The following is a 12090-nucleotide window of genomic DNA, read 5'->3' on the forward strand; positions in this document are numbered from 1 at the left end:
GCCAGCGGTCAACGGGTGCCTTGAATTCATTGCGGGCGGCCGATGCAGGGCCGTTAGGCAGCCTTCACACCGGTTATCAGTCATCTTCTTTTTTGTCCTAGTGTCTACTCCTATGAGTGATGTTCTGGAACTGGACTCCGTCAGCGTTGTCCGAGGCAAAAAGACCCTGCTGGACAAGGTTGACTGGCAGGTCAACGAGGGCGAGCGGTGGGTCATTCTCGGCCCCAACGGCGCCGGCAAGACCACCCTTCTCCAGATCGCGGCGGCCCGGCTCCACCCCAGCAGCGGAACGGCCGGCATCCTCGACGAAATCCTGGGCCGCGTTGACGTGTTCGAGCTCCGGCCCCGCATCGGTCTCTCCTCCGCAGCCCTTGCCACCCAGATCCCCGAACACGAGAACGTCTTGAACGTTGTGGTTACCGCTGCCTACGGCGTCACCGGCCGCTGGCGCGAAGGCTACGAGCGCGACGACGAACGGCGCGCCTTCCGGCTGCTGAACGACTGGGGCATGGGGCCGCTGCTCAACAGGACGTTCGCCACCCTGTCAGAGGGCGAGCGCAAGCGCGTCCAGATTGCCCGGGCCCTGATGACGGACCCCGAACTGCTCCTGCTGGATGAGCCGGGCGCCGGACTGGACCTGGGCGGCCGCGAAGAGCTGGTGCACAAGCTCGCTGAACTAGCCCGCGATGAAGCGGCTCCTGCCATGGTCCTGGTCACGCACCACCTCGAGGAAGTCCCGCCGGGGTTCACCCACGCCATGCTGCTGCGTGACGGCGGAGTTGTGGCTGCCGGTCCCATTACCGAGGTCCTGACCGAAGAACACCTCAGCACCACCTTCGGGCTGCCGCTTGCGGTGACCGAGAACGCGGGACGCTACACCGCCACAGCACGCCGCTAGAAGAGGCCTGCGCAACTACCTTGGAATTCTTCAGCAGCATCATTGTGTTCATCGCCGGGCTGTGGGCCGGCACCATCAACGCCGTGGTGGGCTCCGGGACCCTGGTCACCTTCCCAGTGCTCATCGCCTTGGGCGTGGCCCCGGTAACCGCCTCCATGAGCAACGCGATGGGCCTGGTCTTCGGCACGGGCGCCGGGGCCTTCGGGTACCGCCGTGAGCTGGCCGGCCGTGGGCGGCAGGTCATGCGCCTGCTGCCGGCGTCGGTGCTTGGCGGCATCACCGGCGCCTATCTCCTGCTTCACCTGCCCGAAAAGGTCTTCCACTATGTGGCCCCGGTCCTGCTGGTCCTGGCCATGCTGATGGTCGTGTTCCAGCCGCGGCTGCAGGACTGGGTGCGCAAGCGCGAGGCCGATCCGGCGCAGGCCGCCAAAGACAAACGCCACGGGATCCTCCTGCTGGTCCTGGTCTACCTGGCCGGTGTCTACGGCGGCTACTTCGTGGCAGCGCAGGGGATCCTGCTGGTGGGCATCCTTGGCGTGTTCCTCACCGGCACCATCCAGAACGCCAATGCCATGAAGAACTTCCTGGTCCTCGGCGTGAATATGGTCGCCGCCATCTCTTACCTGCTGTTCGCCTTCGACCGTGTCAACTGGCTGGTGGTGCTGCTGATCGCCGTGAGTTCCACCATCGGCGGCCTCATGGGCGCGAAGGTGGGCCGCAAGCTGTCGCCCCGCGTCCTGCGTGCCGTGATCTTCAGCCTGGGCCTCGTGGCCCTCGCCGTCATGATCGCCAACCTGCTGCAATAATCACCCGGTGACTTTCCACTACCTCGAATCCGCCAACGACCCCCGGGTCAGCGACTACACCACGCTCACCGACGTGCACCTGCGCAAGCTCCGCGAACCGGCCGAGGGCATGTACATCGCCGAGTCGTCGCGGGTGCTGCGCCGGGCGCTGGCCGCCGGGCACCAGCCACGGTCGTTCTTCCTCGCCGAGAAGTGGGTGGCGGACCTCGACGACGTCTTCAAGGCCTACCCGGACGTCCCGGTTTTTATCGGCTCGGCAGCCCTGCTGGAGGAAATCACCGGCTTCCACCTGCACCGCGGGGCCATGGCGGCGATGCAGCGCCCTGCCCCGGTGCCGCTGCCGGGGCTCCTGGCCGGGGCCCGCCGCGTGGCCGTGCTGGAGGACATCGTGGACCACACCAATGTGGGGGCCATCTTCCGCTCCGCAGCGGCGCTCGATATCGACGCTGTCCTGGTTTCCCCCCGCTGCGGCGACCCGCTCTACCGCCGCAGCGTCAGGGTGAGCATGGGCACCGTGTTCCAGGTTCCCTGGGCACGGCTGCACAACTGGCCCGGCGACCTCCAGGTGCTGAAGGACCACGGCTTCACCGTCGCGGCGCTGGAGCTGACGCCCGACGCGGAGGACGTCGACGCCGTCGCCTCCCGGAACCTGGACAAGCTCGCCCTGGTGCTCGGCACCGAGGGTGCCGGCATGAGCCCGGAGACCCTCGCCGCCGTCGACCTCGCCGTAAAGATCCCCATGCGCAACGGCGTGGATTCCCTCAACGTGGCAGCCGCTTCCGCCGTGGCTTTTTGGGAGCTTCGCGCGCGGGCCTAGCGTGTGGCGCATTGGTTCGTCAGCCCCACGGGCATCGGCTATGATGGATAGCTGGTTGTCCTGCTTTTTCAGCTACGGCTGATGCAACAAAGCCCAGCCATCCCATTCATACCTGGCAGCTGGCAAAATCCAGCTGCGCGAACAAAGGTCCCATTATGAAGTCTGATACCCACCCGAAGTACGAAGCTGTTGTCTTCAACGACCTGGCCTCCGGCACCAAGTTCCTGACCCGCTCGACCGTGTCTTCCTCCAAGACCATCGAGTGGGAAGACGGGAACACCTACCCGGTCATCGACGTCGAAATCTCTTCCGAGTCCCACCCGTTCTACACGGGCAAGCAGCGCATCATGGACTCTGCAGGCCGCGTCGAGCGCTTCAACGCTCGCTTCAAGGGCTTCGGCGGCAAGAAGTAATTCCTTCGCCCTGGCTTGTATCAGGAAGCCCGCACCGGAAACGGTGCGGGCTTCCTGCGTTAACCGCACACCTGTCTTCTGGGGCAGGATTGGAAGCATGACCCAGTCACCTTTCCCCGCCCCTGAAGCCGCCAGCAACCAGCGCCTGCACGGTGAATATAAGGTGCCCGGCGGCAAGCTGGTGGTGGTGGACCTGACCGTGGCGGACGGCGCCCTTGCGGACGTGTCCGTCAGCGGCGACTTCTTCCTGGAACCGGACGAGGCACTGGCAGACATCAACCGCGCGCTGACCGGGCTCCCCGAGACCACTCCCGCTAAAGACCTCGCCGCGGCCGTCACCGCAGCGCTGCCAACTGGAGCGGTCCTGTTCGGCTTCTCTGCCGATGCGGTGGCCGTCACCGTCCGCCGGGCGCTGGCCAAGGCCACCTCGTGGGGAGACCACGACTGGAACATCATCGCGCCCACCGTGCTTCCCACCGAAATCAATGTCGCCCTGGACGAGGTGCTGACGGAGGCCGTTGGCGCGGGGGAGCGCACTCCCACCCTGCGGTTCTGGGACTGGCAGGAGCCGTCGGTGGTCATCGGCAGCTTCCAGTCCGTGCAGAACGAGGTGGACCCCGAGGGCGTTGCCAAACACGGCATCAACGTGGTCCGGCGGATCAGCGGTGGCGGCGCCATGTTCATGGAGGCCGGCAACTGCATCACCTACTCCCTCTACCTGCCCCAGACCCTGGTGGACGGGCTGAGCTTCGCGGACTCCTACCCCTTCCTGGACGCCTGGGTCATGGCCGCACTGAAGAAGCTTGGCATCAACGCGTTCTACATCCCGTTGAATGACATCGCCACGGACCAGGGCAAGATCGGCGGCGCCGCACAGAAACGGCTGGCAAACGGCGGCATGCTGCACCACGTCACCATGAGCTACGACATCGACGCCGACAAGATGGTGGAGGTCCTCCGGATCGGCAAGGAGAAGCTCTCCGACAAAGGCACCCGCAGCGCCAAGAAGCGCGTGGACCCACTGCGCCGCCAGACCGGCCTGGCCCGGATGGCGATCATCGAGGCGATGATCGAGGTGTTCAGCGAGCGCTACGGGGCAACGCCGTCACAGCTGGCGGGACACGAACTGGCCGCCGCCGAGGAACGGGTGGCCGCCAAGTTCGGGACCGAGGAGTGGCTCCACCGCGTCCCGTAGCCTCATCGGTTGCTCCCCACCGGCTCCCATCCTTCGCAAGCTCAGGCCGGGGCCCTCGCCGGCGTGGGCCCGTTGTCGTTTTGGCGCCTGCAAAACGACACTTAGGGAGCAATCGATGAGTGGTGGGGAACGACGGCGGCCTGCGCGGTGAGTGCGCGCAGCAGGTGGCTGCGCTGCTCGATGATGATCCGGCGCAGGGCATGCGGCGCCTCCAGGTTGGCAGCCAGCCACTCATCGGTCCGCCGTACCACCGGATGCTCTTCGGGATGGGTGCCCGCCGCCAGGTCCTGCGCCGCGGGGTAGAGACCGCGAACAATCCGGCTGGCAATCTCAATGCTGCGTTCATTCCATACGGTCCGAAGGCAATCGAAATACGGCTCCACATAGGGTTCCAGCAGCGCCGGCGGAGCGGTGGTGAAGCCACTGATGGTCGCCGTCAGGAGCTGGTTGGAGAGCTCGGTCCCTTCGACGGCTGCGTGCCAGGCCGCGGCCTTGACGGCAGGGTCCGGCCGGGACGCCATCGCGGTCGCGTGCCCTGCCCGGCCCGAAGCGGTGGTGTCCCGGGCCAGTTCGGCATCCAGTTCTGCTGCGCCGGCCTGTCCGTTGGCAGCGAGCGCATGCCACAGGTGCCAGCGGAGCTCGGCATCCACAGCCAGCCCCTCCACGGGAGCACTGCCATCCAGCAGGCCGCGGAGGCGGGGGAGCAGGCTCCCGTCATGCCGGCTCAGGGTGGCCAGGGTGCGGGCCCAGGCGAGCTGCTGGTCCGAGCCGGGCGTGGCACGGTCCAGTTCGGCAGCGGCCGCGGCCAGGAAGGCGGAGCGCACGCTGGCCCGGCTGTCAGCGGGGGCGTAGCGTTCGACGGCGGTTGTCGCGTTGTCGAGGACGTTCAGCAGGACGCCGATGCCCGTTTCGGCAGGGGCGAAGGCAGCTACGGCATCCACGTACAGCGATGCGGGGCTTTCGCCGTCCCGGGCGGAGTTCCACAGCGACGTCCAGCAAAGGGCGCGGGCCATGGGATCGGCAATCCGGTCCAGCGAGGAACGAACCGTTGCCTCGGAGGCAGGATCCAGGCGCACCTTGGCGTAGGTCAGGTCGTCGTCATTGACCAGGAGGAGCGCAGGCCGCGGTTGGCCCGCGAGCTGGGGGAGTTCCGTGCGGGCGCCGGCCACGTCGGTTTCGATGCTGCCGGTCCGCACCAGGGCGCCCTCGGCGTCGAAGTCGTAGGAACCCACCCGGAGGCGGTGCGGCCGCAGCTCCTCGTGTCCCGTGACCGGGTCCGTCGCTTCCTGGACGATTGCCACCCTGCCCGGCACGCCGTCGTCGTCCGCTGCTGCGCCTTCCGGCGCACCCTCCGCGGCGAAGTCCAAAGACAGCGTGGAAATGCCTGAGGTCTGCAGCCACTGCCGGGCCCAGCCGGACAGCTCACGGCCTGAGGCAGCATCCAGGGCCGCCAGCAGGTCGGCCAGCGAGGTGTTCCCGTAGGCGTGCTTCCGGAAGTACTCGCGCGAGCCGGCGATGAAGGCGTCAAAACCTACATAGGCCACCAGCTGCTTGAGGACGGAGGCGCCCTTGGCGTAGGTGATGCCGTCGAAGTTCTGCTTGGCCGCCTCGAGGTCCGGGATGTCCGCCACGATGGGGTGGGTGGTGGGCAGCTGGTCCTGGACGTAGGCCCAGGCCTTGCGCTTGTTGGCGAAGTTGACCCACGCGGTGTCCCAGTCCGTGGCCCGGTCGACGCCGAGCGTTCCCATGTAGTCGGCGAACGATTCCTTGAGCCACAGATCGTCCCACCACTGCATGGTCACCAGGTCCCCGAACCACATGTGGGCCATCTCGTGCAGCAGGGTGTTGGCCCGCCCCTGGTACTGGGCGTCGGTGGCCCGGGACGTGAAGACGTAGCTCTCGGTGAAGGTGACCAGGCCAGGGTTCTCCATGGCACCGAGGTTGTACTCGGGAACGAAGGCCTGGTCGTATTTGCCCCAGGGGTACGGGTAGTCGAAGAGCCGGTTGAAGAAGTCCAGCCCCTTCCTGGTGAGCTCGAAGAGGTGGTCCGTGTCGAAGGATTCAGCCATCGAGGCGCGGCAGTAAAGGGCCAGCGGGACGTCCAGGCGGGTGCCGTCGTCGAGCGTTGCCTGCCAGCTGTCCTCTGCCTTGAAGTAGGGGCCGGCCAGGACGGTGGTGATGTAGGTGGACATCGGCAGGGTCGTGGCGAAGTCCCAGCAGGCGGTGGCCGGGTCGCTGGTGAGCAGGGTGCGCTTCACCTCCGCACCGTTGGAGGCTACGTGCCAGTCTGCAGGGGCCATGACATGGAACGTGTAGGCAGCCTTCAGGTCCGGCTGTTCAAAGTTGGCGAACACCCGCCGCGCGTCGGCCGGCTCATACTGGGTGTACAGGTAGCACTGGCCGTCGGCGGGGTCCACGAACCGGTGCATGCCCTCGCCGGAGCGGCTGTACAGCGCGGTTCCGGTGACCGTGACCTGGTTTTCGGCCCGCAGGTTGTCCAGCCGGATCCGTGCGCCGTCCACCACGTCCTCCACCGGCAGTCCCTTGCCGTTGAGGAGCACGCTGTGAACGCTGCTGCCGATGAAGTCCAGGAACGTGCTGGAGCCGGGCTCGGCCGTGAAGGTGATGACGCTGCGGCTGGTGTAACCGGCGACTGCCGGATCAGCTGCCTGCCGCACATCCAGGGAGATGTCGTAGCTGGTGGTGCTGATCAGGGCTGAACGTTCGGCGGCTTCGCGGCGCTGCAGATTCTCATTCGACACCCGGCTATCTAACCACGGCCCTGTTGGGTTGGCTCAGGTGGCCGGGCCAAGGGCTCGCTCAGCCGGCGATAAGGAACGCGGCCCCAAGGCCCAGCGCGGCAATCAGGAACCAGGAGGCCAGTGCTGCCAGGAGCGCCTGGCCACCCGTGTGGAGGAGGCTGCGGATCCGCACCGCCGAGCCCAGCCCGAACAGCGCCCCGCCCAGCAGGAGGTCCTGCAGGGTGGCTCCGGCCTCAAGCCACGCTGCGGGAAGCCAGCCCGTGGAGCGAAGCGCCACCATGGCGACGAAACCCACTACGAACAGCGGCACCACCGGCGGCATCTTCGCCGTGCTGCCGTCTGCCGCGCCGATTGACCGCGCGCCCCTTCGATGGTGCGCGCCCGCCATGGCGGCAACAGGCGCCAGCAGCAGCACCCGGGTGAGTTTGACGACGACGGCGATCGCCAGGGCAGCGGTCCCGGCGGTTTGGGCGGTGGCCACCACCTGGCCCACATCATGCACGGAAGCGCCGGTCCAGGCGCCGAACACGGCCGCCGTCAGGCCCATGGGATGGGCGACGAGGGGAAGGACACCGATGGCGAGCGTTCCGCAGAGGGTCACCAGGGCCACGGGCAGGACGGTATCGGCGTGCCGGATCCGGCGGACGGCTGCCATGGCGCCAATCGCAGAGGCCCCACAGATGGAGAACCCGGTGGCCACCAGGAGCGAGGTAACCGGCGGCAGGCGGAAGAGGCGCGAGATGGCGTACGTCCCGCCGAAGCTGGCCGCCACCACCGCCACGATCAGAAGCAGCGCCAGCCACCCCAGGCCCAGGACGTCCATGACGCTGACCTTCAAGCCCAGGAGGACGATGCCAGCGCGCATCAGGTGCTTGCCCGCGAAGTCCAGCCCGGGCCGTGCGCGCCCTTCGGTCCATCCGGCGGCACCGGGAAGGTTGGCGGCGAGCACCCCCAGCACCACGGCCAGGGTCATCGCGGGGAGCGCAGGCAGCACCCCATGCACCAGGAAGGCCGCAGCGACGGCGGCTGCCGCGGTCAGCAGGCCCGGGACAAGCCGCGCCAGGAGGGGCCGGAAACGGCCACGGCCCGGCTCGGGAATGCTTCTGCTGACTGGCACTCACCTACTGTGCCCGAAGAGGCCAGTAAAGTACGAACCGGGCTACCGGCGCCAACACGCCACAATGGGTGGCTGTAAATGAATTCGAAACAAAAAGATGGTTGGCTATTGGACATGTCAGACCTATTCCAGGATTACTCCGAGGCCGCAGGCCGCACCGGAGCCTACGACGAGATGTTCGCCCCGGGACAGCAGGCCAGGGACTCGTACGGGCAGGTGGCGGAGGCTCTCCGGAAGCTCTCCCTGGCGGACGTCAGCGCACGCGCCGACTCCATGGCCCGCACCTTCCTGGACCGCGGTGTCACGTTCGACTACGCGGGCGAGGAACGGCCCTTTCCCCTCGATATCGTCCCGCGGGTCATCCCCGCTGCCGAGTGGGATGTCCTGGAACGGGGCGTCGCCCAGCGGGTACGCGCCCTGGAAGCCTTCCTGAACGACGTCTACGACAAGATGACCGTGGTGTCCGATGGCGTGATCCCGCGTCAGCTGGTGACCACCAGCGCGCACTTCCACCGGCAGGTGCACGGTTTCGAGCCCGCGGGCGGCGTCCGGGTGCATATCTCCGGCATCGACGTCGTCCGCGACGCCGCAGGCACCTTCCGGGTCCTTGAAGACAACGTGCGCGTGCCCTCCGGCGTCAGCTACGTGCTGGAGAACCGCCGCGCCATGGCCAAGGGCCTGCCCGAAGCCTTCGGGCAGCAGCTGATCCGCCCGGTGGAGGAATACCCCCGCCGGCTGCTCTCGGCGCTGCGCAAAACCGCGCCGGCCGGCGTTGACGATCCCACCGTCGTCGTCCTCACCCCCGGCGTCTTCAACAGCGCCTACTTTGAGCACACCCTCCTGGCCGGCCTCATGGGCGTGGAGCTTGTGGAGGGCCGCGACCTGATCTGCCGCGGAAACCGGGTGTACATGCGGACTACGGCCGGCGAGCAGCGGGTGGACGTGATCTACAAGCGGATCGACGACGACTTCCTGGACCCGTTGCAGTTCCGCTCCGACTCCATGCTCGGCTGCCCCGGCCTGGTCAACGCCGCCCGCGCCGGCGGCGTCACCATCGCCAACGCGGTGGGCAATGGCGTTGCCGACGACAAACTGGTTTACAGTTACGTGCCTGACCTGATCCGCTACTACCTCAGCGAGGAGCCCATCATCGCCAACGTGGACACCTACCGCCTCGAGGAGAAGGAAGCCCGGGAGTACACCCTGGACAACCTCGCGGAACTGGTGGTCAAACCCGTGGACGGTTCCGGCGGAAAGGGCCTGGTCATCGGCCCCGACGCGTCCCGCGACGAACTGGACGCACTCCGCCAGCGGATCATTGCCGACCCCCGCGGCTGGATTGCCCAGCCGGTGCTGCAGCTTTCCACGGTTCCCACCCTGGGCGGCGACAAGTTCGGCCCCCGGCACGTGGACCTCCGCCCCTTCGCGGTGAACGACGGCGACAACGTCTGGGTGCTCCCCGGCGGCCTGACCCGCGTGGCGCTCAAGGAGGGCTCCCTGATCGTCAATTCCAGCCAGGGCGGCGGGTCCAAGGACACGTGGGTCCTGGCCGACTCACCCCAGATGCCGGTGGAAACCGTTCCCCGGCAGTCGGTCACCGTCCGCGAACGGGTTTCCGTCTGGCCTGTCGAGAGCAACTGGCGCGACCGCCAGTCGGAGCAGCAGCAGTGAGCCGGGCACCTGGACACCTGACCGCCGTCGGGCATTTCTTTTCCAACTTAGTTCCGGGCGCGCAGGAGGTAGCCGCGAATGCTTAGCCGTATTGCCGAGTCCCTGTTTTGGATCGGCCGTTACGTGGAGCGGGCGGACGGAACCGCCCGCATCCTCGACGTCCACCTGGAACGCCTGAACCACCTCCCCATGGAGGAACGCAAGAGCGTGGCGCAGGAACTCCTGGCCGTCATGGGCGCCAGGCCGCAGAGCGAGGACTTCGGCCTGCCGGAACTGCTCCACGCCCTGGCCTATGACAAGACCAGTGCCACCTCCATCGCCGGGTCCCTGGGTGCTGCCCGCGAAAACGCGCGCCGGGCCCGGGAGACCGTGTCTTCTGCACTGTGGGAGAGCCTGAACACCACCTACTACGGGCTGAGCCAGCACCGAAAGGACGTGGTGGGCACCTACCGGTTCTGCAACTGGACCCTGGAGCGTACGGCCATGGTCAGCGGCCTTGCCGACACTACGGTGAGCCATGACGAAAGCTGGCTCTTCCTGGTCCTGGGCCGTTCCCTGGAACGCGCGGACATGACGGCACGCATGCTCTCCACCCGCGACGTGCTCTCCGCGGGCATGTCGTGGGTCAACATGCTCCGCTGCGCCGGCGCCTACGAATCCTTCCTCCGTACCCGCCGCGCGGCCTTCGGCGACCAGCATGCCGCCGAATTCCTGCTCCTGGACCGGCTCTTTCCGCGGTCCATCGTCTATGCGCTGCGGGACGCCGACGAGTGCCTGGCCAAGCTGGACCCGTCCGCGCAGCGCGTGGGCTTCATCAACGACGCCCGCCGCATCGTGGGGCAGGCCCGGACCTTCCTGGAATTCCACCGCACGGACGATCTCATGTCCGAGCTGCCCGAACACATGGAACGGGTGCAGAAGGCAGTGTCCCAGGCCTCGGACGCCATTTCCCGTAAGTACTTCAATCAGGCGGATGAACTTGCCTGGGTGGGAGAAGTGTCATGACCCGGTTGAGCATCGTCCACAGGACGGCCTACAAGTACAACAAGCGGGTGACCCTGTCCTACAACGAGGCCCGGATGACCCCGCTGACCGATTCGCAGCAGGTGGTCCTGGAATCCGTGGTGAAGGTGGCTCCGTCGCAGGCGGCGGTCAGCACCTACCGTGACTACTGGGGGACCAGGGTCACCGCCTTCGACATGCAGATGCCGCACGAGAGCCTTGAGGTGGTTTCCAACATCACCGTCGAGGTGCACCGGGCGGAGAAGATCCCGGCGGAAGCCGACATCGTGGGCTGGGAGGACCTGAAGTCCCCGGAAACCCTTGATGCCTTCAGTGACTGGCTGCCGCAGTCACGCTTGAGCGGCCCGGGCGACGAAGTGCTGGGGATCATCCCGGATGTCGTGGCCGGGAAGAACCCGCATGAGGCGGCCATGGCCGTCTTCGCCTGGATGCGCGGGGAGATGACCTACATGTCCGGTTCCACCGCCGTCACCACCAACGCCGAGGAGGCCTGGGGGCAGCGCAAGGGCGTGTGCCAGGACCTTGCCCACCTGGCCATCGGCGCCCTGCGCAGCTGCGGCATTCCCGCGCGCTACGTCTCCGGCTATCTGCACCCGCGCTCCAGCGCCGGCATCGGGGAGACCGTTGCCGGGCAGTCGCACGCCTGGCTTGAATGGTGGGACGGGGACTGGCGCAGCTGGGACCCCACCAACCACAAGCCCGCCGGAGACTTCCACGTCACCGTGGCCCGGGGCCGCGATTACCGGGACGTGCCCCCGCTGAAGGGCATCCTGTCCGGGGGCGGCGGGTCCGCCCTCAAAGTAAGCGTGGAAATCACCCAACTGGCTTGACACGGCGGGTTCCCCGGCCTTCCTGGCCGGGGAACCCGTCGTCGTAATTTGTTGTTGACCGGCTTTGGGCCTATTCCTGCGACGCCTTGGCAGAGCCGTTGATCTGCGTCCACCAGGTCATCGGATCCGTGACCTTGAAGCGGCGCCCCGTCACCGAATCCGGCGTGATGCGGACAAAGGCGTCTTTCCGCCCCGCTTGCCACGGGAAAAGGTACAGGCGGGACGTCTCCAGCACTTCTTCGGTGCTTTTGACCAGGGCGGCGGTGCCCTTGACCACTACGCTCCAGGCCAATCCCGTGTCCGGGTCCACCCCGTCTGCCTCCACGGCAACGGCGGCCTCGCCTCCGGTGGCTGCGGACAGCTTGGTTCCCTGGGCGGTCCGGAAAACCAGCGTGCCGCCGTCCACGGTGTAGTTCACCGGGAAGATATCCGGACGGCCGTCCGCCAGCACTGCCAGCCTGCCCACGGACACCGTCCGCAGCATGGCCCAGCATTCGTGGTGTTCGAGGTTCTGCACTTGGCTGGATGACTCGTTGCTCATGCCGTGAGCATACCGCG

The 12090-nt window shown here is 67.1% G+C and carries 11 protein-coding genes; 8 read left to right on the forward strand and 3 right to left on the reverse strand.

Features of this window, described 5'->3' with window-relative positions; translation table 11 throughout:
• The first annotated feature begins 112 nt into the window (after window positions 1–112).
• The 5 genes from LFT49_RS10430 (at window position 113) to LFT49_RS10450 (ending at window position 4129) form a co-directional block, all read left to right on the forward strand.
• Window positions 113–898, forward strand: a complete 786-nt coding sequence (locus LFT49_RS10430; RefSeq protein WP_236802692.1) for an ABC transporter ATP-binding protein — start codon at window positions 113–115, stop codon at window positions 896–898.
• Between the two features lie 20 nt (window positions 899–918).
• On the forward strand, window positions 919–1704 hold the full coding sequence (locus LFT49_RS10435; RefSeq protein ID WP_237428161.1) for a sulfite exporter TauE/SafE family protein: 786 nt from the start codon (window positions 919–921) through the stop codon (window positions 1702–1704).
• A 7-nt stretch (window positions 1705–1711) separates the two neighbouring features.
• The gene (locus LFT49_RS10440; protein ID WP_237428162.1) at window positions 1712–2521 is read left to right on the forward strand and encodes a TrmH family RNA methyltransferase; all 810 of its coding nucleotides are present in this window, start codon (window positions 1712–1714) and stop codon (window positions 2519–2521) included.
• A 155-nt stretch (window positions 2522–2676) separates the two neighbouring features.
• Window positions 2677–2934: a type B 50S ribosomal protein L31 gene (locus LFT49_RS10445; RefSeq protein ID WP_018761303.1), complete on the forward strand. Its 258-nt coding sequence runs from the start codon at window positions 2677–2679 to the stop codon at window positions 2932–2934.
• A 97-nt stretch (window positions 2935–3031) separates the two neighbouring features.
• On the forward strand, window positions 3032–4129 hold the full coding sequence (locus LFT49_RS10450; protein ID WP_237428163.1) for a lipoate--protein ligase family protein: 1098 nt from the start codon (window positions 3032–3034) through the stop codon (window positions 4127–4129).
• A 101-nt stretch (window positions 4130–4230) separates the two neighbouring features.
• On the opposite strand, the gene pepN is transcribed toward LFT49_RS10450, so the two are convergent.
• Both pepN and LFT49_RS10460 read right to left on the reverse strand, forming a co-directional pair.
• Window positions 4231–6891, reverse strand: coding sequence for an aminopeptidase N (gene pepN, locus LFT49_RS10455; protein ID WP_237428164.1), 2661 nt, complete (start codon window positions 6889–6891; stop codon window positions 4231–4233).
• A 58-nt stretch (window positions 6892–6949) separates the two neighbouring features.
• Entirely contained in the window at window positions 6950–8008 is a 1059-nt protein-coding gene (locus LFT49_RS10460) for a YeiH family protein (protein WP_237428165.1), read from the reverse strand.
• A gap of 114 nt (window positions 8009–8122) precedes the next feature.
• Here LFT49_RS10460 and LFT49_RS10465 point away from each other — a divergent pair, with 114 nt between their 5' ends.
• From LFT49_RS10465 to LFT49_RS10475, 3 genes are all read left to right on the forward strand, one after another.
• Entirely contained in the window at window positions 8123–9679 is a 1557-nt protein-coding gene (locus LFT49_RS10465) for a circularly permuted type 2 ATP-grasp protein (RefSeq protein ID WP_236802704.1), read from the forward strand.
• 78 nt (window positions 9680–9757) lie between these two features.
• Window positions 9758–10684 carry an alpha-E domain-containing protein gene (locus tag LFT49_RS10470; protein ID WP_142133862.1) on the forward strand — a complete coding sequence of 309 codons (927 nt, stop codon included), beginning with the start codon at window positions 9758–9760 and terminating at the stop codon, window positions 10682–10684.
• Window positions 10681–11532 carry a transglutaminase family protein gene (locus LFT49_RS10475; protein WP_236802706.1) on the forward strand — a complete coding sequence of 284 codons (852 nt, stop codon included), beginning with the start codon at window positions 10681–10683 and terminating at the stop codon, window positions 11530–11532. Before LFT49_RS10470 ends, LFT49_RS10475 begins: the two co-directional genes overlap by 4 nt.
• Before the next feature lie 70 nt (window positions 11533–11602).
• Here LFT49_RS10475 and LFT49_RS10480 read toward each other — a convergent pair whose 3' ends face one another.
• A complete protein-coding gene (locus LFT49_RS10480; RefSeq protein WP_236821963.1) occupies window positions 11603–12073 on the reverse strand; it encodes a pyridoxamine 5'-phosphate oxidase family protein in 471 nt (156 codons plus the stop codon).
• Window positions 12074–12090: the final 17 nt, after the last annotated feature.

Source organism: Arthrobacter sp. FW306-06-A (assembly GCF_021870055.1).
Taxonomy (GTDB): Bacteria; Actinomycetota; Actinomycetes; order Actinomycetales; family Micrococcaceae; genus Arthrobacter.